This window comes from Streptomyces sp. NPDC104814 (assembly GCF_055583185.1).
The window spans coordinates 259,735-283,285 of record NZ_JBVJOL010000008.1 but is presented as its reverse complement, the minus strand read 5'-3'; the positions used below and the strand labels follow the sequence as shown (position 1 = coordinate 283,285).

Sequence of the window (23,551 nt, the reverse complement as noted above, 5' to 3'; positions counted from 1 at the left end):
CGGGCCCGGCTCAGACGCGGGGGTTCGACTCCTTCAACGCCCCGAGGAAGGCGTCGAAGGCGGGGGCGGGGAAGGTGAGGACGGCGCGGGTGGGGTCCTTGGAGTCACGGACGGCGGTGTGGGTGGGGGTGGTGGCTATCTCGACGCAGGCGTTGCCATCGTCCGGGCCCGAATAGGACGACTTCCGCCAGTTGTCCATGGGTTTCCTCACAGCTCCTTCGCCAGCCGGTTGATGAAGTCGCGCGACCGCTCAGGATCGAGCGACGCGGCCTCCACCTTACGGAAGCGCGTTCGAAATGCGCCGAGCTGTGCTTCTGAATCGATGAAGGCGGAGCCATGAGGAACGTCTCGGACGACGGTGTCCAGCTTCTGCACGGGGCCACCCACGTACGTCATGGTGCTGCCCGCGCGGGCGAAGCCGTCGAGGTCGAACGGGATGACGCGCACGCTGATGTGGCCCGTCCCGGAGAGCTCAAGGATCTTGGCGAGTTGCGCTCTGGAGGCGGCGCGGTCGCTGACCCGGATGCGCAGGGCCGCCTCATGGATCAACAACTCGTACGGGACGGTGACCTGTTGGCGCTGCATCCGGTGACGCACGCGGAGCTCCAGTTCTTCCTGGGTGAGCTCCGGCACCCTTGAGGCGAAGACCGCCCGAGCGTAGTCCTCGGTCTGCAACAGGCCCGGCACGTAGAGGATCGCCACTTCTCGCAGGAACCTGGCGTGATGCTCCAGCTCCGCGAGGTCCAGGAACGACGTGGGAAGTCGGCGCCGGTACTCCTCCCACCAACCGCGCGTCCGGTCGGTCGCCATGGCCACCAGGGCGTCGACGAAATCCTCGTCCGTGCAGGCATAGTGAGTTGCGAGGCGGCGCAACCTCTTCTCACTCACGCCCGCGATACCCGATTCGATCTGGCTGATGACCGGAGGAGTCACCCCAAGCAGGCCAGCCGCTTCACGTGAAGTGAGACCGGCCGCATCGCGAAGCTTGCGCAGCTCTACGGCAAGCCGCAGCTGACGTGCCGTCGGCTCGTTCCTCAGCGGCATCTCTGGCCTCCCAACGCACCCATGGGCGCGACTCGTTCGGGTGTCAGGTTACGCGATCGGCTTGCATTGTTTAAATCGTTAGCCCTACCGTCGGTGACGTACCGCACACGCAGCGGAAGTGCACCGCGCCGTCCGGCCAGGACGCCCGCGGCGATGCCACCGTGCGTGAAATCCCCCGCCAGTGAACGGAGTTGCTTCCGCATGCCCGAGAACGAGACCTGGGACTACACGCTCTACATCCCCAACGACGTCAGAGCCGTGACCGTATGCCGCCGGACCCTGCGTCTGATCCTGACCCTGCACGGGCTGATCGGCCTGGTCGACACCGCGGAGCTGCTCGCCACGGAGCTGGTGTCCAACGCCGTACGGCACACCAAGGGGCCGGCCGCGCTCAGGGTGCGCCGCACGCCGGAGGGGGCGGTGTGGATCGGGGCGTGGGACGCGGACCCGGCGCCGCCCGAGCCGCCACGGCCGTGGGACCAGGCGCTGGAGCGGGAGGAGGGCCGGGGCCTGGGACTGATCACGGCCTGCGCCGACGTGTGGGGCTGGCAGCCGTCGGCCCGCTTCGGGGACCGCGGCAAGTACGTCTGGTGCGAACTGGCAGCCGCCTAGCTCGTTGACCACGTCGTACCGAAAGGAGAGCTGATGGTCGGCTCGTCGCATGAGGCGCTGCACCGGATCTTCCAGAAGGACCCGGCCCTGCTGACCCGGGCCTTACAGCGGGTGCTACACCGCCGTTCCCCGAACCCCGGGAGATCGCCGCGCTGAACGTGTGTCTTCGTGCAGTTCGTCGACTCATGCCTGGCCGATCCCCAGGCGAAGCAGATGTGGAGGGACCTGATGACGGCGATCCAGTACTTCTGGCGACACCCGCTGGCGGAGCAGGTGCGTGAGGAGGGGCGGATTCAGGACCGGCAGGAGATGACCCTCCGCATCCTTGAATGGCGGGGCATCGAGGTGCCCGACTCCGTCCGGGAGCGTGTGAGCGCCTGCACCGATCTCGACCAGTTGGAGGTCTGGGCCCAGCGTGCCGTGCATGCCACGGATGCCGCGGAGTTGTTCCGGGGGGAGTGAGCAGGCGGGCGCCGGGCTCGTTCACAGCAGCGTCGTCAGGCGGGTCACGTTGCGCGCCCCCTCCCGGTGTACCCCCAGGGGGATCAGGGCCGCGCGGGTCGGTACGCGGACGCCGCCGGTGAAGGCGACCCTCGTGCCCGCGCCCTGTGGTGCCGCCGCCACGCCGATCAGCAGGAAGCGGCTCTGCAGCCAGCACCAGCCCGGGCGGTGCACCCCCCGCAGCCGGGCCCGCAGGCCGAACCTGCTGCGGGCCAGCGCCTCGACGCGCTCGCCCTGCCGGTGGACCACCCGCAGCCGCTCCATGTCGGTCACCACCTGCCCGAACCCGCCCTCCAGATCGCCGAGCAGGGACCAGACCCGCTCGAAGGGCGCGTCGACGTACGCCTCGGTGACATGCGCGCCGCGCACGCCGGCGGCCAGGGCGTTCAGGCGGCGCACGGGGTCGACATCGGTGGTGGGCCAGAACTCGTTCATGACGTCCACGCCTTCCGGAAGGTGTCGCGCGCCCGGTGGAGCCGCGATTTGACGGTGCCCGTGCGCACGCCGAGCAGAGCGGCGGCGGTGCGCTCGTCGAGGCCCTCGACGTCACGCAGCATCAGCACCGCGCGGTGTTCGGGCGAGAGCCGGTCGAGGACGTCCCTGATGTCGGCGGAGAGCTGCGGGTCGCCGCGGGCCGGGAGCGTGCTCAGGTCGACCGGCACGGTGCGGGCCGCCCGTCGCGCGGTGCGGACCGCCTCGCGCACCGCGATGGCACGGACCCAGCCGTGCAGGGCGGCCGGGTCCTTCAGGGTGCGCAGTGACTTGAAGACGGCCGTCAGAGCCTCCTGGGCCGCGTCCGCCCGCTGGTCCAGCGCGATGGGAGCGCAGATCCGGCCCACGTACGGGGCCAGCAGGTCCAGGAGTTCCGCCATGGCGAGGGTGTCGCCGCGTTGCGCCGCGCGCACCAGGCGGGCCGTGCGGTCGCCGGGTTGCTCAACGGGCACGGGCCTCGTCCTTCCATCGCGCCACCCGCAGCGCGGCGACGGCGAGCACGGCGCACAGCGGGGTGTAGAGCGCGAGGTTGAGCCAGTAGAACGCGGTGCCGGTCTCCTTGGCGAACAGCCAGTAGATCCCGGCGAAGGCGCGCAGTGACAGACCCGCCGCCACGGCCAGGGCGGCGAGCCGCAGGACCGGGTGGCGGGGGCTGCGCACGTGGGCGAACACGCAGGTGGCGCCGGTCAGGAGGACCGCTACGAGAGGCAGGAGGACCGGCGGTGTGAAGGGGACGTCCGTGCCGAGTACCGCCTGGGACAGGCTGCTGTCGTCGGCCGCGGGCCAGGTGGCGCCGGTCGTCCAGTACAGGTGGAGCAGGGCGTCCGCGGCGAGCACCGAGCTGACGAGCACGGCGGCGCGGGCCGGGGCGGGGGTGCCGGGCCGGTGGGGCATGGTTCCTCCTGGGGCGACTTCGGTGATCCGTCGCCCTCCAGAGGAGCCGTCCACGCGAAAGGTTCCACCGGCCCCGGACATTGTTCCGCGCTGTGCCCTACGCGGGCTGGAGCACGCAGGTGCCGACGACGTAGCCCGTGATGCCGTTCTTGGTGACCTTGACCCAGCGGGTGCTGGTGACGCCGCAGGCCGTGCAGGGGCCTCCGTAGTACATCTGGCACGGGGACGACGCGATCTCGTCCTTGGTGAGCCGGCCGAGGGCCGTGCCGCCGGTGCTCGTGCGGTCGCGGATCAGCACGGTCTCCAGGGCCGGGAAGCCGGTGCGGGCCGTCGGGTTCGACGGCACGCCGGACGGGCTCACCGCGGTCGGGGCGGGCACGCTGTACGCGTCCATGGCGCGGCAGCCGGCCCGGCTCGGCACAATCGCCGTGGACAACGCGGTGCAGGCGCTGCGCGGCAAGGGCGCCTCCCGGACGGTGAAGGTGCCGGTGAAGATGGTCACGAAGGACGACGTGGCCGGCTTCAGCGGCCGGCAGCGGGAATTGGGGTCACATGATGTACGACTACGACCTGCTGGTCGTGGGCTCGGCCAACGCGGATCTGGTGGTCGGCGTGGAGCGGCGGCCGGCGGCCGGGGAGACCGTCCTCGGTTCGGACCTGGTCGTCCACCCGGGCGGCAAGGGCGCCAATCAGGCGGTCGCGGCGGCCCGGCTCGGGGCCCGTACGGCGCTGCTGGCACGGGTCGGTGACGACGCGTACGGCCGGCTGCTGCTGGACTCGCAGCGGGCGGCCGGGGTGGACACGGTGGGTGTGCTCGTCGGCGGGGCGCCGACCGGGGTCGCGCTGATCACGGTCGATCCGTCCGGGGACAACAGCATCGTGGTGTCGCCGGGCGCCAACGGCCGGCTCACCGCGGCGGACGTGCGGGCCGCGAGCAGCCTTTTCCAGGCGTCCCGGGTGGTGTCGGCGCAGCTGGAGATCCCGCTGGAGTCGGTCGTGGCGGCGGTGCGGTCGCTGGCGGAGGACAGCCGGTTCGTGCTGAACCCGTCGCCGCCGCGGCCGTTGCCGCGGGAGGTGCTGGACGCCTGCGACCCGCTGATCGTCAACGAGCACGAGGCGAAGGTGATCCTCGGCGAGGCCGCGATCGGCGACGCGCCGGAGGACTGGGCGCGGGTCCTGCTCGCGAAGGGGCCGCGCTCGGTGGTGATCACGCTGGGCGGCGAGGGGGCGCTGGTCGCCTCGGCGCGGGGCCTGACCCGGGTGCCGTCGGTGCAGGTGGACGCCGTGGACACCACCGGCGCCGGGGACGCGTTCACGGCGGCGCTGGCGTGGAAGCTGGGCACGGGCGCGTCCCTGGCCGACGCGGCGGCGTACGCGGCACGGGTCGGGGCGGCGGCCGTGACCCGGCGGGGCGCTCAGGAGTCGTATCCGACGGCGGACGAGGTGGCCGCGCTGTGAGGCAGTCGGGCATCCTCGACCGCCATCCGGCCGGGGCACGGCCGTAGGCACATGTGCTGCCGCGGTGCGGGGTGTTCCTCGAGCGCGGGCCGGGCCCGTAAGCGGGTGGTCCGGGGTCGGCTTCGGGACCCGGAACGTCTTCGAGGGGCCCGGTCCGTCGACCGGGCCCCTCGGCTTTCCCCCCGTCGGAGCCCCTTGAATCCCCCCCGGGTTCCCTCCCCCAGAAGCTCCGACGCCCAGTACGACCGGCGAGGTGCGGAAACGGTTGTACCGCTTCCGCGAATATTTTTTCCGGGCCGTCAGCCGGTCACGTGCGCGAGGAACCGTGCCGCGGTCTCCGCCAGCACCTCCCGCCCGTCCCGCGTCCACAACTCCTCGTTGAACAGCTCGACTTCGATGGGTCCGGTGTACCCGGCCGCCTCCACGTACGCCGTCCACTCGCGCATGTCGACCGCGCCGTCACCGATCTGACCGCGGCCGTTGAGGACACCCTCGGGCAGCGGGGTGATCCAGTCGGCGAGCTGGAAGGTGTGGATGCGGCCGCCCGCCCCGGCCCGGGCGATCTGCGCGGGCGCCCGGTCGTCCCACCAGATGTGGTACGTGTCCACGGCCACCCCCACCTGGTGGGCGGGGAAGCGCTCCGCGAGGTCCAGCGCCTGCGCGAGGGTGGAGACCACACAGCGGTCGGAGGCGAACATCGGGTGCAGCGGCTCGATCGCCAGCTTCACGCCGTGCTTCTCGGCGTACGGGCCCAGTTCGGCGAGCGCGTCGGCGATGCGCTCGCGGGCGCCGCGCAGGTCCTTCGAACCGGCCGGGAGGCCGCCGGAGACCAGGACCAGGACGTCCGTGCCGAGGGTGGCCGCCTCCTCGACCGCGCGCCGGTTGTCCTCCAGGGCGTGGGCGCGTCCGGCCGGGTCCGTGGCCGTCAGGAAGCCGCCGCGGCACAGGGTCGTGACGCTCAGTCCCGCGTCCCGGACCAGCTTCGCGGTCGCCTCCAGGCCGTACGCCCGGACCGGCTCGCGCCACAGGCCGACCTTGTCGACGCCCAGCTCACCGCAGGCCGCGGCGAGTTCGGGCAGCGACAGCTGCTTGACCGTCATCTGGTTGACGGAGAAACGGGTCAGGTCGCCGGTCACTGGTCCACTCCGTACACACTCAGCAGAGTCTTCATCCGCTCCTCGGCCAGCTTGGGGTCGGGGAACAGGCCGAGACTGTCGGCGAGTTCGTAGGCGCGGGCGAAGTGCGGCAGGGAGCGTGCCGACTGCAGGCCGCCGACCATGGCGAAGTGCTCCTGGTGGCCGGCCAGCCAGGCGAGGAAGACCACGCCGGTCTTGTAGTAGCGCGTCGGGGCCTGGAACAGGTGGCGGGACAGCTCGACCGTCGGATCGAGCAGGGCGCGGAAGCCTGCCGTGTCGCCGGTGTCCAGGACACGGACCGCCTCGGCCGCGAGCGGGCCCAGCGGGTCGAAGACGCCGAGCAGCGCGTGGCTGAAGCCCTGGGCGTCGCCGGCGATCAGCTCCGGGTAGTGGAAGTCGTCCCCGGTGTAGCAGCGCACGCCCTGCGGCAGGCGGCGGCGCAGGTCCACCTCGCGCCGGGCGTCGAGCAACGACACCTTGATGCCGTCGACCTTGTCCGGGTGGGCGGCGATGACCTCCAGGAACACGCCGGTGGCCGCGTCCAGGTCCGCCGCACCCCAGTAACCCTGGAGCGCCGGGTCGAACATCGGGCCCAGCCAGTGCAGGATCACCGGCTCGGCACACTGGCGCAGCAGGTGGCCGTACACCTCGAGGTAGTCCTCGGGGCCCCGCGCGGTCGCCGCCAGCGCCCGGGAGGCCATCAGGATCGCCTGCGCGCCCGCCTCCTCGACGACGGCGAGCTGCTCCTCGTAGGCGGCCCGGATCGCGGCGAGCGAGCCGCCGGTGATCTGGTCGGTGCCGACTCCGCAGGCGATCCGGCCGCCGACCGCCTTCGCCTCGGCGGCGGAGCGGCGGATCAGTTCGGCCGCGCCCGCCCAGTCCAGGCCCATGCCGCGCTGGGCGGTGTCCATGGCCTCGGCGACACCGAGCCCGTGGGACCACAGGTGGCGGCGGAAGGCGAGGGTGGCGTCCCAGTCGACGGCGGCCGGGGAGTCGGGGGTGACGTCGGCGAACGGGTCGGCGACGACGTGCGCCGCCGAGAAGACCGTGCGGGAGGCGAGGGGGGTGCCGGGGGTGACGCGGAGGGGTTCGGTGCGCGGCTCGTACGTGCGCAGGGCCCCTTGTGCGTCGGGCAGTCGGACGGTCACAGCGCGATCTCCGGAACCTCGATACGGCGGCCCTCGGCCGAGGACTTCAGGCCCAGCTCGGCGAGCTGCACGCCGCGGGCGCCGGCGAGCAGGTCCCAGTGGTAGTCGGCACCGGCGTGGACGTGCTTGAGGAACAGCTCCCACTGGGCCTTGAAGCCGTTGTCGAACTCCTGGTTGTCCGGGACCTCCTGCCACTGGTCGCGGAAGACCTCGGTCGCGGGGATGTCCGGGTTCCACACCGGCTTCGGGGTGGCGGAGCGGTGCTGGACGCGGCAGTTGCGCAGGCCCGCGACGGCGGAGCCCTCGGTGCCGTCGACCTGGAACTCCACCAGTTCGTCGCGGTGGACGCGGACCGCCCAGGAGGAGTTGATCTGGGCGATCGCGCCGCCGTCGAGTTCGAAGATGCCGTAGGCGGCGTCGTCGGCGGTGGCGTCGTAGGGCTTGCCGTTCTCGTCCCAGCGCTGCGGGACGTGGGTGGCGGTGAGGGCCTGGACGGAGGTCACGCGGCCGAACAGCTCGTGCAGGACGTACTCCCAGTGCGGGAACATGTCGACGACGATGCCGCCGCCGTCCTCGGCGCGGTAGTTCCACGACGGGCGCTGGGCCTCCTGCCAGTCGCCCTCGAAGACCCAGTAGCCGAACTCTCCGCGCACGGACAGGATGCGGCCGAAGAAGCCGCCGTCGATCAGCCGCTTCAGCTTCAGCAGGCCCGGCAGGAAGATCTTGTCCTGCACGACGCCGTGCCTGATCCCCTTCTCGCGGGCGAGGCGGGCGAGTTCCAGGGCGCCCGCGAGGCCGGTCGCGGTGGGCTTCTCGGTGTAGACGTGCTTGCCGGCCGCGATGGCCTTCCTGAGGGCCTCCTCGCGGGCGGAGGTGACCTGGGCGTCGAAATAGACGTCGATCGTGTCGTCCGCCAGTACGGCGTCCAGGTCCGTCGACCAGTGGTCCAGGCCGTGCCTTTCGGCAAGGGCCTTCAGGGCGTGTTCGCGGCGGCCGAGCAGGACCGGCTCGGGCCACAGCACGGTGCCGTCGCCGAGGTCGAGCCCGCCCTGGTCGCGGATGGCCAGGATCGAGCGGACCAGGTGCTGGCGGTACCCCATGCGCCCGGTCACGCCGTTCATGGCGATGCGCACCGTCTTGCGTGTCACGTCAGTCCCTTCGTGGGCGCGGGGCGCCCGGTAGATCGGCCCTGCAAGCCGTGTAGCAAGCGCTTTCTATCGTGAAAAGCTAGCCGCTGGGCGGGGGTCTGTACAAGGCTGCGGACCGGGCGAGTTGTTCGAGGGGGCGAACACCCGCGCCGGGTGGCCTTAAGGTCTGCTCGGAACCGTGGCCGTGTGCCCGGGTGTGTACGAGGGCGTACGACGAGATGCGCGACCGGAGGACGAGATGACGGTGACCCTGGCGGACGTGGCGGCCCGCGCGCAGGTCTCCCCCGCGACGGTGTCGCGCGTACTGAACGGCAACTACCCGGTGGCGGCCTCCACCCGGGAGCGGGTGCTCAAGGCCGTGGACGAGCTGGACTACGTCCTGAACGGTCCCGCGAGCTCGCTGGCCGCGGCCACGTCCGACCTGGTCGGCATCCTGGTGAACGACATCGCCGACCCCTTCTTCGGGATCATGGCGAGCGCCATCCAGGGCGAGATCGGCGGGCCGGGCGGGCGCGCGGGCGGCGAGAGACTCGCGGTCGTGTGCAACACCGGCGGCTCACCGGAGCGCGAGCTGACCTACCTCACACTGCTCCAGCGGCAGCGGGCCGCGGCCGTGGTGCTGACCGGCGGGGCCATCGAGGACGCGGCGCACCAGGCGGCCATGACGGCGAAGCTGCGCAGGCTGGCCGAGGCCGGGACGAAGGTCGTGCTGTGCGGGCGGCCGCCGGCGCCGGACGCGGGCGCCGTCGCGCTGACCTTCGACAACCGGGGCGGCGCGCGGCGGCTCACCGAGCACCTCATCGGGCTCGGCCACCGGCGGCTCGGGTACATCGCCGGGCCCGAGGAGCGCACCACCACCCGGCACCGGCTGGAGGGGCACCGCGAGGCGCTGGCCGCGGCCGGCGTCGAGGAGCGGCCCGGCTGGACCGTGTACGGGCGCTACGACCGGCAGTCCGGCTACGAGGCCACGCTGGAGCTGCTGCGGCGGGATCCGTCGCTGACGGCTGTCGTCGCCGCGAACGACTCCGTCGCGCTCGGGGCGTGTGCCGCGCTGCGGGAGTCGGGGCTGCGCATCCCGGAGGATGTGTCCGTCGCCGGGTTCGACGACCTGCCGTTCAGCGTCGACGCGGTGCCGTCGCTGACGACGGTGCGGTTGCCGCTGGCGGAGGCGGGGGCACGGGCGGGGCGCATCGCGATGGGGCGGGAGGAGGCGCCGCCCGGGGGGATCGCGACGGTGCGGGGAGAGCTGATGGTGCGGGGGTCTTGCGGGGTGCCTGCGGCGGGCTGAGGTTGTGGGGGGGGCGGGGGCCTGCGGCGCTTGGGGTGTCGTTCGGGTGCTTGGCCTGCGGCGCTTGGGGTGTCGTTCGGGTGCGGGGGCCTGCGGCGCTTGGAGTCTCGTTCGGGTGCGGGGGCCTGCGGCGCTTGGGGTGTCGTTCGGGTGCGGGTGGGTCGTGGCTGGTCGCGCAGTTCCCCGCGCCCCTGGGCGCCTGTGGCGCCGGGTCGTGTGCCGGGTGCGGGTGTCGTCGTGGCTGGGCGCGCCGTTCCCCGCGCCCCTATTCGCCTGCGGCGGCCCGTGCGGGTTTCGTCGTGGTTGGGCGCGCCGTTCCCCGCGCCCCTGGGCGCCTGTTGCGCCGGGGCGTCGGGGGGTGGGCGTGGGGGCCGGGACCGGGGGTGACGGTTACGGCGTGGGGGTGACGTACTGGGCCTCTCCGTGGCCGAAGGACCAGTCCGGGGAGGTGTTCTCGTACAGGGTGACCACCACGTTGCGCGGGTCGACGCCCGCGTGGGCCTCGGCCAGTTCGGCGATGCGGCGGTAGAGGTTCTGTTTCTGCGCGGTCGGGCGGCCGGCGCGCAGGGTCACGGCGATGAGGACGACGCCGTCGTCGTGCGGGATGCCGAGGTGGGCGCCGTGACGCAGGGTGCTGGTCGTGCCGTCGTGGGCGGTCAGGATCTGGAAGCGGTCCTCGGGCGGGATGCCCAGGGCGTCCATGAGCGCCTGGTGCACCGCGTCGCCGAGCGCGTGCAGGCGGGCCGTGTCCGGACCCAGGGTGTCGATGCGGACCAGTGGCATGCGGGCTCCCGGGATCGGGCTGACAGGTTCGTACATACTAGTAGGTACAGTCGGGTGGGTGACGGCTTCCGCGTTTCGGCGGGCGGGAATGGGCCACCTAGGGGCATGACGCCCCGATACTGGGCGGCGGGCACCGCACCGGCAGGAATGAGTTCTATGCGTACCGTGGCCAGCGAGTTCATCAGTCTCGACGGTGTCGTGCAGGCGCCCGGCGAGCCGGAGGACGAGACCGACCTCGACTTCGCGCACTCCGGCTGGTCGCTGCCGTACGTCGATCCGGAGGTCGTCGGCGGCGCGTTCGAGGGGGCGCTCGCCAAGGCGGACGCGCTGCTGTGCGGGGAGCGGACCTGGCAGGCCATGGCCACCCTGTGGCCGGAGCGGGCCGGGGAGATCTTCGCCGACCGGATGAACTCGGTCCGCACCTATCTGGTCTCCGGCACCCTCGAGGCGTCCGACCTGCCCTGGGACAACATGCGGCTGATCCGGGCCGGTGAGGCCATGGACCGGATCGAGGACCTGCGGGCCACCCCGGGGGGCGATCTGCTGATCGCGGGCAGCCCGCGCCTGGTGCGCTCGCTGCTGGCCGAGGGGATGCTCGACGAGCTGATGCTCATGCGGATGCCGGTGCTGCTCGGCGGCGGCATGTCGATCTTCCCGGCGGACGGCGTGCGGCGGCCGTTCCAGCTGGTCTCGACGGTGACCGCGAAGACCGGGGCCGAGGTGTGCGTCTACCGGGCCGTGGCACAGGACTAGGGCCTGTCGTTTGGATCAGGCCGGCCGTGAGCTGCGGTGCATCTCGGCCGACCCGAGCGGGGTCTGGTGCGTGCAGCTGCAAGGCGGAGGAGGGCGCCAACGCGGAGCGTTGGCAACCGACGACAACGCGGCAGATGTGCGTGCCAGACCACGCGACGCCGGGATGATCCAAACGACAGGCCCTAGCCGCGGGAAACGTTTGAAGCGGCGGGCTGCGAGTAGGGTCCTGAGCATGAAGCTGGCGTTCTCCACCCTCGGCGTTCCCGGTCTGCCCCTGCCCGACGTGCTGAGCCTGGCCGGCGCGCACGGCTATCACGGCGTGGAGCTGCGCGCGCATCCCGAGGAGCCGGTGCATCCGGGGCTCTCCCCGGCCGAGCGGGCCGACGTGGCCGCCGCGTTCAAGGCGGCCGGTGTCGAGCTGCTCGGCGTCGCGGGGTACGCGCGCGTGGCCGCGCCGGGCGACGACGGGCCCGTACTCGAGGAGATCCGCGGCCTGCTGGAGCTGGCCCGTGACCTCGGCGCGCCCTTCGTGCGCGTCTTCCCCGGCGGCGGCGACGCACCGTCGCGCGAGGAGGCCGACGCGACGGCCGCGCGGCGGCTCGGCACGGCCGCCGAGGACGCCTCCGCGCTCGGTGTGCGGCTGCTGGTGGAGACCCACGACTCGCATCGCACCGGGGCGGACGTGATCAGACTCCTCGGGCCCGTCGGGCACGGCAGCGTCGGCGCGCTGTGGGACGTGATGCACACCTGGCTGGGCGGCGAGCAGCCGGCGCAGACGTACGCCGCGCTCGCCCCGCACCTCGGCTACGTCCAGGTCAAGGACATCGCCTCCGCCGACGACACGACCCCGCTGGCGCTGGGCGCGGGGGTGCTGCCGCTGGCCGAGGTGGTGGAGGAGCTCTCCCGGCACGGCTGGGACGGCTGGCTGTGCTGGGAGTACGAGAAGCGCTGGTACGAGTCGGCGGCGCCGCTGCCGGAGCTGCTGGACGCGGGCCGCGAGCATCTGAGCCGGCTGCTGAACGAGTCGGCCTGAGCGACGAGCCCGACCGGCGGGACGCCGTGCCCTCGGCTCGGGCCGGGAGCGGGCTCCGGCTCAGCTCGCGGGCGCCGTACGGCCCTGCGTGCGGCGGGCGACGCGCTGTTCCAGCCGGGTGCGGGAGGCCGGCCACTCCGCTGCCGTGATCGAGAAGATCGCCGAGTCGCGCAGTTCGTTCTCCTCGCCCGGGGCCCAGGAGCGGGACCAGTTGCGCAGGACGCCCTCGAAGCGGGCGCCGATCGCTTCGATGGCGGCGCGGGAGCGGGCGTTGCGGGCGTCGGTCTTGAGGTCGACGCGGGAGACGTCCCACTCCTCGAAGGCGTGGCGGAGCAGCAGCAGCTTGGCCTCGGCGTTGACGCCCGTGCCCTGGGCGGAGGCCGCGAGCCAGGTGAAGCCGATCTCGATCGCGTCGAGCCGGTCCTCGGACCGCCAGCTGCGCGGGTCCCAGTACGACGTGGTCCCGACGACGCGTCCGGTCGCCCGGGAAACCTGGGCGTAGGGGGCCAGCGTTCCGGCCGCCGCACGGGCCAACTGGGCGTCGACGTACGCCTGCACCTCGTCGGAGCGCGGCACCCAGGTGAAGGAGTACGTGTCCCGGTTCTCCTCCGCCGCCGCCGCGAGACCGGCGGCGTGCCGGTGCTCCAGCGGCTCCAGGCGCACCAGCGCGCCCTGAAGAACCGGGCCCTTCAGCGTGAAGCCCACCCCGTGCCACCTCTCACTCGCGTGCTGCGCTGCCGACGAGCGCAGAGTCTTCCGCAGTCGGCTGCGGCCGTCGACCGAAATAGCCGGGGGTGAGCCGCCGCGCCGGCGCCAGGGACGTGAGCGCGACCCCGCCCACCAGCAGCGCCGCGGCGCACCAGCGCAGGGGGCTCACCGGTTCGCCCAGGAACAGGGCCGCGGACGTCATGCCGAAGACCGGGACCAGCAGGGAGAACGGGGCGACCGTGGACGCCGGGTGGCGGCGCAGCAGCCAGCCCCAGGCGCCGAAGCCGAAGACGGTGGTGACCCAGGCGACGTAGACGAGCGTGCCGGCGCCCTGCCAGTCGAGGGCGCGCAGGGCGTCGTAGTCGCGGGTGGGGCCCTCCAGGAGGAGGGAGAGCGCGAGGAGGGGCAGGACGGGGACCGTGCTCACCCAGACCATGAAGTTCAGGGCGTCGGGCGGGGCGGCCTTGCGGGTGAGGACGTTGGACAGGCCCCAGCAGGCGGCCGCCGCGACGACCAGGGCGAACGCGCCGAGGGGTCCCGAGGCGCCCTCGTCGACGGCCGCCACCGCGATACCCAAGAGCGCCACCAGCATGCCCAGCAGCCGTACGCCGGTGAGCCGTTCGCCGAGCACGGCGGTGGCGATCAGGGCCGTGAACACCGCCTGGATCTGCAGGACGAGGGAGGACAGGCCGGCCGGCATGCCCGCGTCCATGCCGACGAACAGCAGCCCGAACTTCGCCACGCCGAGGACCAGACCGATCGCGAGGATCCATCGCCACGCCACCTTCGGGCGGCCGACGAGGAAGACGGCGGGCAGCGCCGCCACCAGGAAACGCAGGGCGGAGAAGAGCAGCGGAGGGAAGTGGCCGAGGCCGATCTCGATGACGGTGAAGTTCACGCCCCAGACGGCCGCGACGAGGACGGCGAGGGTCACATGTGCAGGTCGCATGCGTCGAGGATCACCGTCCAGAACCCTTTAGCACCAGCGATGTTTCCTGCACGGTTGGATGAAGCAGCACTTACGACCGAAGGAGGGGCCGTGCTGGACCTGCACCGGTTGCGCGCTCTGTACGCCGTCCATGTCCACGGCAGTGTCGCCGCGGCCGCCTCCGCGCTCGGGTACACGCCGTCGGCCGTGTCGCAGCAGATCGGCAAGCTGGAGCGGGAGACCGGGGCGGCGCTGCTGGAGCGGGACGGGCGGGGGGTGCGGCTCACCGCCGAGGCGCTGCATCTGGCCGGGGCGGCACGGGAGTTGCTGACGATCGTGGAGCGCGCCGAGACCGAACTGGAGGAGCGGCGCGGCGTGCCGGCGGGGCGGCTGACGATCGCCGCGTTCGCGTCGGCCGCGCGGGGGCTGCTGCCCGGTGTCCTGGCCGACCTGGCGGCCCGGCACCCGGGGCTGGACGCCCGGCTCAGCGAGGTCGATCCGCATCTGTCGGTGGACCTGGTCGCCCGGGGCGCGGTCGACCTCGCCGTGGCGCACGACTGGGACATCGCTCCGCTGCCCGCACCGGCGGGCGTGGAGCAGGCGGTGATCGGGGACGACCTGTGCGATCTGCTCGTGCCGGCGGACCATCCGTTCGCCGGGCGGGCGGGGGTGCGGCGCGCGGAGCTGGGCGGGCAGCGGTGGATCTGCCAGCCGCCGGGCCGGGTCTGCCACGACTGGCTGGTGCGCACCCTGCGGGGCGCCGGTCACGAGCCGGAGATCGTCCACCAGGCCGAGGAGAACCCCACGCTGGTCGCGCTCGTCGCCGCCGGGCTGGGCATCGCGCTGATCCCGCGGCTGGGGCGCGGCCCGCTGCCCGAGGGCGTGGTGGAGGTGCCGCTCGATCCACTGCCGGTGCGGCGGCTGTACGCCCTGTGGCGCGCCGGGGCCACCGGGCGGCCGTCGATCGCGGAGACCGTGCGCACGCTGCAGGAGCACTGGCCGACGGTGTCGGTCCGTCCGGCGAGTTGAGCGGCGCGGGCGGCTGCGGCCAGGGACGCCAGGGCGCGGACGGCGGCCCCCGCCCGCGCAAGTGCGGCCCGTGCGCACTGTCTTGACTGGCAGAAACTTCCCGGATATTGGTGGCCTCTCGGAAGTTTCCTTCAGCGGTTCCCCCTCCGGAAGGAGCGCACGTGCACCACGCCAGCACGGACAGCACGGGAAACACCGCACGACCCGCCAGACGCACGGTCCTCGCCGCGACGGCCGCGCTGACCGCCGCCCTCGCCGTAGGCCCCGCCGCGACGGCCACCGCCGCCCCGCAGAACGACCGGAAGCTGCGCGCCCTGATCTCCCGGATGTCCCTGGAGGAGAAGGTCGGCCAGCTCTTCGTCATGCGGGTCTACGGCCACTCGGCCACCGCACCCGACCAGGCGGACATCGACGCCAACCTCAAGGAGATCGGGGTCCGCACGGCCGCCGAGCTGATCGAGAAGTACCGGGTCGGCGGCATCATCTACTTCGTGTGGGCGCACAACACCCGCGACCCGCAGCAGATCGCCGACCTGTCCAACGGCATCCAGCAGGCGTCCCTGACGCTGCCGCGCGGGCTGCCGCTGCTCATCTCGACCGACCAGGAGCACGGCATCGTCTGCCGCGTCGGCAAGCCCGCCACGCTCTTTCCCGGCGCCATGGCGATCGGCGCCGGAGGCTCCCGCTCCGACGCGCGCGCCCTCGGCCGGATCTCCGGCGCCGAACTGCGCGCGATCGGCATCCGGCAGGACTACTCCCCCGTCGCCGACGTGAACGTCAACCCGGCCAACCCGGTCATCGGCGTGCGCTCCTTCGGCGCCGACGCGGACGCGGTCGCGGGACTGGTCGCCGCCGAGGTCACCGGGTACCGGCACGCGGGGGTCGCGGCGACCGCCAAGCACTTCCCCGGGCACGGCGACACCGCCGTCGACAGCCACTACGGCTTCCCGGTCATCACCCACAGCCGCGAGCAGTGGGAGACGCTGGACGCGGTGCCGTTCCGGGCGGCGATCAGGGCCGGCATCGACTCGATCATGACCGCGCACATCCAGTTCCCGGCGCTGGACCCCTCCGGCGACCCCGCGACCCTGTCCCGCCCGATCCTCACCGGCATCCTGCGCGAGGAGCTGGGTTACGACGGGGTCGTGGTCACCGACTCGCTCGGCATGGAGGGCGTGCGCAGCAAGTACGGCGACGACCGGGTGCCGGTGCTCGCCCTGAAGGCGGGCGTCGACCAGCTGCTCAACCCGCCCGACCTGGACGTGGCGTGGAACGCGGTGCTCACCGCCGTCCGCACCGGGGAACTGACCGAGGAACGGCTCGATCAGTCGATCCTGCGCATCCTGCGGCTCAAAGCGCGCCTCGGGCTGTTCGAGGCGCCGTACGTCAGCCACGCCGGTGTGGAGCGGACGGTGGGCACGCCCGCGCACCTGGCGGCGGCCGACCGGATCGCGGAGCGGACGACGACGCTGCTGGTCAACGAGGGCGCGCTGCTGCCGCTGGACCGGCGTGAGCACAAGAAGCTGCTCGTCGTCGGCGCCGACCCGGCCTCGCCGTCGGGAACCACCGGGCCGCCCACCGGGGTCCTCGCCGCCGCCCTGACCGAGCTGGGCTTCACCGCGACCGCCCTGTCCACCGGTACGGCACCGTCCACGGCGACGATCGACCGGGCCGTCGCCGCGGCGGCCGACGCGGACGCGGTCGTCGTCGGGACGTACAACGTCACCGCGGGCAGCAGCCAGCGCACACTGGTGCGGCGGCTCCTCGCCACGGGCAGGCCGGTGGTGGCCGTCGCGGTGCGCAACCCCTACGACGTGGCCCAGCTGCCCGAGGTGCGGGCCTACTTGGCGTCCTACTCGTGGACCGACGTCGAACTGCGGGCCGCGGCCCGGGTGATCGCCGGGCGCATCGCTCCGCGCGGGAAGCTGCCGGTGCCGGTGATGCGGGCGGACGATCCGGCGCAGGTGCTGTATCCCATCGGGCACGGCCTGGCGTACTGACGCTGCGGTCCGCCCCCGGCGCACCCCCGTGCGATCGGCCCGGACCTCCCCGCGCGTCTGGCGTGCGCCCCGGCCACGGGTCACGCTGGACGCGGGGAGTGCCAGGGGGGGCGGGATGCGCGGGAGCCGGTCCGTGGCGGTGTGCGCGCTGCTGGCGGCGGTGCTGGCCGGGTGCCGGCAGCCGTCCGGAGGCAGCGGAGGGGACGGGCGGCCGCCGGTGCCCGCCGGGTCGGCCGTCGGCTACGGGGCCCGGTTCCTGGCCGCCGGCGAGTGCAGCTCGTTCTCCACGACGCACGCCACCGAGGTGCCCTGCACGGGGGAACGGGCCGCCGCGCGGGTCGTGGCGCGCTACGACGGGGCGGCGGACGGCGGTCCGCCCTGCCCGCCGACCACCGACTTCGTGCTGCACATCAGCGAACAGCGGCCCGTGTCCGACGAGGACGGCGACGGGATGATCCCGCAGGGGTACGCCTGCATGCGCAACCTCCAGCCGCCGCATCCGGGCGACCCGGGCGGCGGGGGCGGGCCGCGCACCATCGTCGGCGACTGCGTCTACGGCTCGGGGGACGGCCAGGTGCGTGAGACGGCCTGCGACGGCAGCGGCCGCCGCGCACCGCAGTACCGGGTGGTGCGGGCCGTGGCCGCCCGGTCGCTGTGCCCGGCGGCCACGGCCCTGTACGTGCGCCTCGGCGGCCGGCAGCCGATCGGCTGCGCCCGCCGGATGTGAGCTACGGGCGCAGCGCCGGCTCGCGCTCGGGGTCACGCACGTCGAGGCGGCTGTCGAACTTCGCCAGCGGCCTGGCCTGCGCGGTGTTCTGCTGGACGCCGGCCCACTGGAGGATGCGGGCGGTGGCCAGTTCCTTCTGCGCGGGCACCAGACCGGCCACGTTGGCACCGTGGTTCAGGCCGGGCGCGGTGAAGACGTAGGAGTCCTTGGCGCCCTTGTCGACGCGGAAGCGCTCACTGCCCCAGGGGTCGTTCTGGCCGTACACGAAGAGCATGTGGCGGGCGTTGTGCCGCACCCAGGTGTCGACGTCGCGCATGGCCCAGGGCTCGAAGCGCATCGGGATCTCGCGCGGGACGAAGTTGCGCGGCGGCTGGTAGCCGTAGCGGATGTACTGCTTCTCGATGTGCGGGAAGTGGATGGTGGGCGCGCCGAGCTGGGTGCCCGCCTGGTAGTAGTACGGCGTGTACGTCTGAAGGCCCTGGTCGGTGTAGGCGGAGAAGCCGGAGATCTCGTCGACGGAGTTCCAGATCTCGTCGTCGCTCGCCGTGGCGGCGTTCGCCGGGATCTTGTCGCAGTCGGCGAGCAGGCTGTACTGCCAGAAGCCCCACACGTAGTCGAGGACGACGGCCTCGTAGGCGCGGTCCAGGGAGCCGATGGTGGTGAAGGTGTAGCCGTTGTCGGCGGCGTACGCGGTGTACTTGCGCTCCAGCGGCTCGCGGCGCACCAGCGCCTCGCGCTGCACCGCGTTCAGCTTGTCGCGGCACTCCTTCGTGCCGACGGAGGCGAAGAAGCGGTCGTAGGCCGAGTCCTCGTTGTTCACCACGTCGTTGGGGGCGACGTAGGCGACCACGCCGTCCATGTCCCGCGGGTAGAAGCGCTCGTAGTAGGTGGCGGTCATGCCGCCCTTGGAGCCGCCCGTGGCGAGCCAGTTCTTGGAGTAGACCGGCTTCAGGGCCTCGAAGACGCGGTGCTGGTCGCTGGCCGCCTGCCAGATGTCGAGCTTGGACCAGTCGGCGGGGGCGGGGCGGGACGGGGTGAAGAAGCGGTACTCCAGGGAGACCTGGTTGCCGTCCACGATCTGGGTGGGCTCGCGGCGCGACGGGGTCGTGGAGACGTTGTAGCCGCTGGTGTAGAAGACGGTCGGGCGGCTGACGTCCTTGTGCAGCACGGTGATGCGCTGCTGGAACGTGCCGGCCGAGGGGTGGCGGTGGTCGACCGGCTGGGTGTAATTCAGGACGAAGTAGCGGTAGCCGGCGTACGGCTTCTCCTGGATCAGGCTCATGCCCGGTATGGAGAGCAGCCGGTCCTTGATGTCCTGGCTGCCGGTGGCGTCGGCGGCGGTGGCCGCGCCCGCCGCGCTCAGCGTGCCTATGAGCACGGTGAACGCCAGCAGCCATCTGAGTGCCTTGCGCATGCACCCTCCCTGTGAGACAGATGTGCGCCGGAAGCTATCGGAGCAACATCGTTTCCACCAGGGGGAGTTAAAGAAAGAGAAAACCGTTCAGCACAGAATCCAACCGGAGTTGACCGTTCCGCTGCCCACCGAGCCGGTGACGCGGACGCAGCGGTGACCGGCGTGCACGGTGACCGGTCCGGCCCGCTGGACGAACCGGCCCTGGTCCACGACGGGCCGCCCGCCGCGGGCCTGGACGCCGACCGACATGACCTGGCGGGGGCCGGGGCGCCGGGGCAGGGTGATGGCGCAGACGTAGCCGTCGTTGCGGTAGACCTGCACGCTGCCGGTGGCGAAGGGCAGTGTCGCCACCCTGTGCCCGCCGCACTGCGTGGGCCCCGCCGCGGCCTCGGCAGCGCCGGGCGTGGCCACCGCGAAGAGCCCGGCCGCGGTCAGCACACCCAGCCCGACCGCCGTCCGCCGCCGTATCCCAGCCCAGTCCACAGTCGTCCCTCCCTACGTCCCGCGCGACACGAAGCGTACGAGTGTACGGACGCAGCACGTATGTCGGATGGTTGCACGACCGTCAGAGAGACGACGCGCGGGCCGGGTTGTCCGCGTTCGTCCGCGGGTTCGCCGTGGCTGGGCGCGCGGTTCCCCGCCCCCCTTTCGGGGCGCGGGGAACTGCGCACCTTTCGCTGCATGGTGGTCAGCGGGTGGCGCCGACCGGTTCCTCCGGTTCGGACTCGCCGATGAAGGTGCGCCACAGGCGGGCGTAGTGGCCGTCGCGGGTGAGGAGTTCCTCGTGGGTGCCGTCCTCCGCGACGCGGCCGTGGTCCATGACGACCACCCGGTCCGCGCGGGCGGCGGTGGTCAGGCGGTGGGCGACGACCAGCGTGGTGCGGCGGCCCGCGAGGCGGTCCGTGGCCTGGTTGACCTGTGCCTCGGTCGCGAGGTCCAGCGCGGCCGTCGCCTCGTCCAGCAGCAGGATGTCCGGGTCGACCAGCTCGGCGCGGGCCAGCGCGATCAACTGCCGCTGCCCGGCGGACAGATTGCGGCCGCGCTCGGCGACCTCGTGCAGATAGCCGCCCTCCAGCGTGGCGATCATGTCGTGTGCGCCGACCGCGCGGGCCGCCGCCTCCACCTCCGCGTCGGTGGCGTCGGGACGGCCGTAGGCGATGGCGTCACGGATCGTGCCGGGGAAGAGATACGCCTCCTGCGGCACCACGCCCAGCCGGTGGCGGTACGACGTGAGGTCCAGATCGCGCAGATCCGTGCCGTCGGCCGTCACCCGGCCCCCGGTCGGGTCGTAGAACCGCGCCACCAGCTTCACCAGGGTCGACTTGCCGGCGCCCGTCTCCCCGACGAACGCCACCGTCTGCCCGGCGGGGATGCGCAGGTCGACCCCGCCGAGCGCCTCCTCGTCGTCGCCGTAGGCGAAGTGGACGTTCTCGAAGGCGATCTCGCCGCGCAGCGACAGCACCTCCAGCGGCTCGCGCGCGGCCTTGGTGGATGTCGGCTCGCGCAGCAGCTCCTGGATGCGGCCCAGCGACACCGTGGCCTGTTGGTAGCCGTCGAAGACCTGGGACAGCTGCTGGACCGGCGCGAAGAACAGGTCGATGTAGAGCAGGTACGCCACCAGCCCGCCCGTGGTGAGCGTCGCCGCGTCCACCCGGCCCGCGCCGACGATCAGCACCGCGGCCGCGGCCACCGACGACAGGAACTGCACGAACGGGAAGTAGACCGAGATCAGCCACTGGCCGCGGATGCGCGCCTGGCGGTAGCTGTCGCTGCGCTCGGCGAACCGCCGCCCGCCGTCCCGCTCGCGCCGGAACGCCTGCACGATCCGCAGCCCCGACACGGACTCCTGGAGGTCGGCGTTGACCACCGACACCCGCTCACGGGCCAGCTCGTACGCCTTCACGCTGGCCTTGCGGAAGAAGTACGTGCCGACGATCAGCGGCGGCAGCGTGGCGAAGACGACCAGCGCGAGCTGGAGGTCGATCACGAGCAGCGCGGCCATGATGCCGAAGAAGGTGACGACCGAGACGAAGGCGGTGACCAGCCCCGTCTGCAGGAAGGTGGAGAGGGCGTCGACGTCCGTCGTCATCCTCGTCATGATCCGGCCGGTCAGCTCCCGCTCGTAGTAGTCGAGGCCGAGCCGCTGGAGCTGGGAGAAGATCTTCAGGCGCAGGGAGTACAGGACGCGCTCGCCGGTACGGCCGGTCATCCGGGTCTCGCCCACCTGGGCCGCCCACTGCACGACCACCGCGAGCAGCGCCAGCAGCGACGCCGACCAGACGGCGCCCAGCGCCATCTTCGTCACACCGCTGTCGATGCCGTGCCGGATCAGCACCGGCAGCAGCAGGCCCACCCCGGCGTCCACGGCGACCAGGGCGAGGCTGACCAGCAGCGGCAGCCCGAAACCGCGCAGCAGGCGGCGCAGGCCGTAGGAGTCCTCCGGCCGGACCGCGGCCCCCTCGTCCACGGCGGGGGTGTCCGTGGCCGGGGGCAGCGCCTCGACCTGGGCCAGCAGCTCCGGTGTGGCCGGGGTACCGTGCAGCGCCGCGTCCCGGGGTTCACGCTCGCCCGCCCACAGCCGGGGCGTGATGCCCCGCTCGGCGTCGAACTCGGCGTCCAGCTCCTCGCGCAGCGAGGTGTCCTCGGCGGGCGCGGAGGGCTGCGCATGGCCCGGGGAGACACCACCCAGCTCGTCGGGGTCGGTGAGCAGGCGCCGGTAGAGGGCACAGCGTTCCTGGAGCTCGTCGTGGGTGCCGACGTCGGCGAGCCGGCCGTCGTCGAGGACGGCGATGCGGTCGGCGAGGTTCAGGGTGGAGCGGCGGTGCGCGATCAGCAGGGTGGTGCGGCCCCGCATGACCTCCTTCAGCGCCTCGTGGATCTCGTGCTCCACACGGGCGTCGACGGCGGAGGTCGCGTCGTCCAGGACGAGCAGGCGGGGGTCGGTGAGCAGGGCGCGGGCGAGCGCGATGCGCTGGCGCTGGCCGCCGGAGAGGGTGAGCCCGTGCTCGCCGACCGTGGTGGCGTAACCGTCGGGCAGCTCCTTGATGAAACGGTCCGCCTGTGCGGCGCGCGCGGCGGCCTCGATTTCCTCGTCGCTCGCGGCGGGGCGGCCGTAGGCGATGTTGTTGCGGACGGTGTCGGAGAAGAGGAAGGAGTCCTCGGGGACCAGGCCGATCGCGGCCCGCAGCGACTCGGTCGTCAGCTCGCGCACATCGTGGCCGCCGACCAGGACGGCGCCGTGGGAGACGTCGTAGAAGCGCGGCAGGAGCAGGGAGAGGGTGGACTTGCCGGAGCCGGAGGAACCGACGACGGCGAGCGTCTCGCCCGGCCCGATCTCGAAGCCGAGCCCTTGGAGGACCGGGCGCTCGTGGTCGTACCCGAAGGTCACGTCGTCGAACTCGACGGTCGCCGGTGCGTCGGCGGGCAGCTCCTTGGTGCCGTCCTTCAGGGTCGGCTCGGTGTCGATGAGCTCCAGGACGCGCTCGGTGCCGGCGCGGGCCTGCTGGCCGACGGTGAGGACCATGGCGAGCATGCGGACCGGGCCGACCAGCTGGGCCAGGTAGGTGGAGAACGCGACGAAGGTGCCGAGCGTGATGTGCCCGCGCACGGCGAGCCAGCCGCCGAGGGCCAGCATCGCGACCTGGCCGAGCGCCGGGACGGCCTGGAGCGCGGGGGTGTACCGGCTGTTGAGGCGGATCGTGCGCAGGCGACCCGCGAAGAGGCGGCGGCCGACCTCGCGCAGCTTGTTCGTCTCCTGCTCCTCCTGCCCGAAGCCCTTGACCACGCGGACGCCGCTGACCGCGCCGTCGACCACGCCGGCCACGGCCGCGGCCTGGGCCTGGGCGTACCAGGTGGCGGGGTGCAGCTTGGTGCGGCTGCGCCGGGCGATGTAGCCGAGCGCGGGCGCCACGGCCAGCGCGACCAGGGTCAGCGGCAGGGACAGCCAGGCCATGACGACCAGGGAGATCACGAACAGCAGGACGTTGCCGATGGTCATCGGCAGCATGAACAGCAGGCCCTGGATCAGCTGGAGGTCGCTGGTGGCCCGGCCGACGACCTGCCCGGTGGACAGCTCGTCCTGCCGCCGGCCGTCCAGCCGGGTGATCGTGCCGAACATCTCCGTGCGCAGGTCGTGCTGCACGTCGAGGGCGAGCCGGCCGCCGTAATAGCGGCGGATGTAGGTGAGGACGTACACGAGCAGGGCGGCGCCGATCAGCACGCCGGCCCACGGGGCCATACGGCGGCTGTGGTCGCCGATCACATCGTCGATGATCACCTTGGTGACCAGCGGGACGACGGCCATGACGGCCATGCCGCCGAGGGAGGAGCCGAGGGCGAGGAGGACGTCCTTGGGATACCGCCAGGCGTATCCCCACAGTCGCCGAGCCCATCCCCGTTGCGGTGTCACTCCATGCCTCCCAGTGGTCCTGCTCTACCGCAAGGCTGCAACGCCGG

At 72.7% G+C, this 23,551-nt stretch carries 23 protein-coding genes and 2 pseudogenes; 10 read left to right on the top strand and 15 right to left on the bottom strand.

Going from position 1 to position 23,551, the window contains the following annotated elements; all coding sequences use genetic code 11:
• Nucleotides 1–10 precede the first annotated feature (10 nt).
• Together ACZ64A_RS26160 and ACZ64A_RS26155 are read right to left on the bottom strand one after the other, a co-directional pair.
• Nucleotides 11–199, bottom strand: coding sequence for a DUF397 domain-containing protein (locus tag ACZ64A_RS26160; RefSeq protein ID WP_469813589.1), 189 nt, complete (start codon nt 197–199; stop codon nt 11–13).
• Nucleotides 200–207: 8 nt separating this feature from the next.
• Nucleotides 208–1,044: a helix-turn-helix domain-containing protein gene (locus tag ACZ64A_RS26155; protein WP_469813587.1), complete on the bottom strand. Its 837-nt coding sequence runs from the start codon at nt 1,042–1,044 to the stop codon at nt 208–210.
• Between the two features lie 201 nt (nt 1,045–1,245).
• Between ACZ64A_RS26155 and ACZ64A_RS26150 the strand changes: the two genes are divergently transcribed.
• Both ACZ64A_RS26150 and ACZ64A_RS26145 read left to right on the top strand, forming a co-directional pair.
• Nucleotides 1,246–1,656, top strand: a complete 411-nt coding sequence (locus ACZ64A_RS26150; RefSeq protein ID WP_469813585.1) for an ATP-binding protein — start codon at nt 1,246–1,248, stop codon at nt 1,654–1,656.
• A 162-nt stretch (nt 1,657–1,818) separates the two neighbouring features.
• A pseudogene (locus ACZ64A_RS26145) lies at nt 1,819–2,118 on the top strand (hypothetical protein); the annotation flags it as partial.
• Nucleotides 2,119–2,139: 21 nt separating this feature from the next.
• Here the strand turns inward: ACZ64A_RS26145 and ACZ64A_RS26140 are convergent.
• From ACZ64A_RS26140 to ACZ64A_RS26125, 4 genes are all read right to left on the bottom strand, one after another.
• Nucleotides 2,140–2,592: a hypothetical protein gene (locus ACZ64A_RS26140; protein ID WP_469813583.1), complete on the bottom strand. Its 453-nt coding sequence runs from the start codon at nt 2,590–2,592 to the stop codon at nt 2,140–2,142.
• Nucleotides 2,589–3,101: an RNA polymerase sigma factor gene (locus ACZ64A_RS26135; protein WP_469813581.1), complete on the bottom strand. Its 513-nt coding sequence runs from the start codon at nt 3,099–3,101 to the stop codon at nt 2,589–2,591. The genes ACZ64A_RS26140 and ACZ64A_RS26135 overlap by 4 nt, the downstream gene beginning before the upstream one ends.
• Entirely contained in the window at nt 3,091–3,543 is a 453-nt protein-coding gene (locus ACZ64A_RS26130) for a DUF3995 domain-containing protein (RefSeq protein WP_469813579.1), read from the bottom strand. Before ACZ64A_RS26130 ends, ACZ64A_RS26135 begins: the two co-directional genes overlap by 11 nt.
• 97 nt (nt 3,544–3,640) lie before the next feature.
• On the bottom strand, nt 3,641–3,841 hold the full coding sequence (locus ACZ64A_RS26125; protein WP_469813577.1) for a hypothetical protein: 201 nt from the start codon (nt 3,839–3,841) through the stop codon (nt 3,641–3,643).
• A 4-nt stretch (nt 3,842–3,845) separates the two neighbouring features.
• Here ACZ64A_RS26125 and ACZ64A_RS26120 point away from each other — a divergent pair.
• Nucleotides 3,846–4,073 (top strand): annotated as a pseudogene (locus ACZ64A_RS26120) (substrate-binding domain-containing protein); the annotation flags it as partial.
• A gap of 25 nt (nt 4,074–4,098) precedes the next feature.
• Nucleotides 4,099–5,001, top strand: a complete 903-nt coding sequence (locus ACZ64A_RS26115; protein ID WP_469813764.1) for a ribokinase — start codon at nt 4,099–4,101, stop codon at nt 4,999–5,001.
• 299 nt (nt 5,002–5,300) lie between these two features.
• On the opposite strand, the gene ACZ64A_RS26110 is transcribed toward ACZ64A_RS26115, so the two are convergent.
• Genes ACZ64A_RS26110 through ACZ64A_RS26100 form a run of 3 tightly spaced genes read right to left on the bottom strand, consistent with a single transcriptional unit; the run spans nt 5,301 to nt 8,433 of the window.
• Nucleotides 5,301–6,101 (bottom strand): sugar phosphate isomerase/epimerase family protein, encoded by an 801-nt coding sequence (locus ACZ64A_RS26110; RefSeq protein ID WP_469813762.1) that lies wholly within the window; start codon nt 6,099–6,101, stop codon nt 5,301–5,303.
• Nucleotides 6,102–6,133: 32 nt separating this feature from the next.
• Complete coding sequence (locus ACZ64A_RS26105; protein ID WP_469813575.1) at nt 6,134–7,285, bottom strand: dihydrodipicolinate synthase family protein; 1,152 nt, start codon at nt 7,283–7,285, stop codon at nt 6,134–6,136.
• Nucleotides 7,282–8,433 (bottom strand): Gfo/Idh/MocA family protein, encoded by a 1,152-nt coding sequence (locus tag ACZ64A_RS26100; RefSeq protein ID WP_469813573.1) that lies wholly within the window; start codon nt 8,431–8,433, stop codon nt 7,282–7,284. The genes ACZ64A_RS26105 and ACZ64A_RS26100 overlap by 4 nt, the downstream gene beginning before the upstream one ends.
• Before the next feature lie 238 nt (nt 8,434–8,671).
• Between ACZ64A_RS26100 and ACZ64A_RS26095 the strand changes: the two genes are divergently transcribed.
• Entirely contained in the window at nt 8,672–9,721 is a 1,050-nt protein-coding gene (locus tag ACZ64A_RS26095) for a LacI family DNA-binding transcriptional regulator (protein ID WP_469813571.1), read from the top strand.
• A 390-nt stretch (nt 9,722–10,111) separates the two neighbouring features.
• Here the strand turns inward: ACZ64A_RS26095 and ACZ64A_RS26090 are convergent, their stop codons facing one another.
• Nucleotides 10,112–10,504 (bottom strand): tautomerase family protein, encoded by a 393-nt coding sequence (locus ACZ64A_RS26090; RefSeq protein ID WP_469813569.1) that lies wholly within the window; start codon nt 10,502–10,504, stop codon nt 10,112–10,114.
• A 156-nt stretch (nt 10,505–10,660) separates the two neighbouring features.
• Between ACZ64A_RS26090 and ACZ64A_RS26085 the strand changes: the two genes are divergently transcribed.
• Entirely contained in the window at nt 10,661–11,257 is a 597-nt protein-coding gene (locus ACZ64A_RS26085) for a dihydrofolate reductase family protein (protein WP_469813567.1), read from the top strand.
• 232 nt (nt 11,258–11,489) lie between these two features.
• Complete coding sequence (locus tag ACZ64A_RS26080; RefSeq protein WP_469813565.1) at nt 11,490–12,290, top strand: sugar phosphate isomerase/epimerase family protein; 801 nt, start codon at nt 11,490–11,492, stop codon at nt 12,288–12,290.
• Between the two features lie 60 nt (nt 12,291–12,350).
• Here the strand turns inward: ACZ64A_RS26080 and ACZ64A_RS26075 are convergent, their stop codons facing one another.
• The gene (locus ACZ64A_RS26075; RefSeq protein WP_469813563.1) at nt 12,351–12,995 is read right to left on the bottom strand and encodes a GNAT family N-acetyltransferase; all 645 of its coding nucleotides are present in this window, start codon (nt 12,993–12,995) and stop codon (nt 12,351–12,353) included.
• Nucleotides 12,996–13,008: 13 nt separating this feature from the next.
• The gene (locus tag ACZ64A_RS26070; protein WP_469813561.1) at nt 13,009–13,947 is read right to left on the bottom strand and encodes an EamA family transporter; all 939 of its coding nucleotides are present in this window, start codon (nt 13,945–13,947) and stop codon (nt 13,009–13,011) included.
• A gap of 90 nt (nt 13,948–14,037) precedes the next feature.
• Here ACZ64A_RS26070 and ACZ64A_RS26065 point away from each other — a divergent pair, with 90 nt between their 5' ends.
• The 3 genes from ACZ64A_RS26065 to ACZ64A_RS26055 all read left to right on the top strand — a co-directional run bounded on the left by ACZ64A_RS26065 (nt 14,038) and on the right by ACZ64A_RS26055 (nt 17,682).
• Complete coding sequence (locus ACZ64A_RS26065; RefSeq protein WP_469813559.1) at nt 14,038–14,955, top strand: LysR family transcriptional regulator; 918 nt, start codon at nt 14,038–14,040, stop codon at nt 14,953–14,955.
• Nucleotides 14,956–15,116: 161 nt separating this feature from the next.
• Nucleotides 15,117–16,955, top strand: coding sequence for a glycoside hydrolase family 3 protein (locus tag ACZ64A_RS26060; RefSeq protein WP_469813557.1), 1,839 nt, complete (start codon nt 15,117–15,119; stop codon nt 16,953–16,955).
• 115 nt (nt 16,956–17,070) lie between these two features.
• Nucleotides 17,071–17,682 (top strand): hypothetical protein, encoded by a 612-nt coding sequence (locus ACZ64A_RS26055; RefSeq protein ID WP_469813556.1) that lies wholly within the window; start codon nt 17,071–17,073, stop codon nt 17,680–17,682.
• A 1-nt stretch (nt 17,683) separates the two neighbouring features.
• Here ACZ64A_RS26055 and ACZ64A_RS26050 read toward each other — a convergent pair whose 3' ends face one another.
• From ACZ64A_RS26050 to ACZ64A_RS26040, 3 genes are all read right to left on the bottom strand, one after another.
• The gene (locus ACZ64A_RS26050; protein WP_469813555.1) at nt 17,684–19,096 is read right to left on the bottom strand and encodes a S28 family serine protease; all 1,413 of its coding nucleotides are present in this window, start codon (nt 19,094–19,096) and stop codon (nt 17,684–17,686) included.
• Nucleotides 19,097–19,183: 87 nt separating this feature from the next.
• On the bottom strand, nt 19,184–19,579 hold the full coding sequence (locus tag ACZ64A_RS26045) for a hypothetical protein (RefSeq protein WP_469813554.1): 396 nt from the start codon (nt 19,577–19,579) through the stop codon (nt 19,184–19,186).
• Nucleotides 19,580–19,784: 205 nt separating this feature from the next.
• Nucleotides 19,785–23,504: an ABC transporter ATP-binding protein gene (locus tag ACZ64A_RS26040; RefSeq protein ID WP_469813552.1), complete on the bottom strand. Its 3,720-nt coding sequence runs from the start codon at nt 23,502–23,504 to the stop codon at nt 19,785–19,787.
• Between the last annotated feature and the right edge of the window lie 47 nt (nt 23,505–23,551).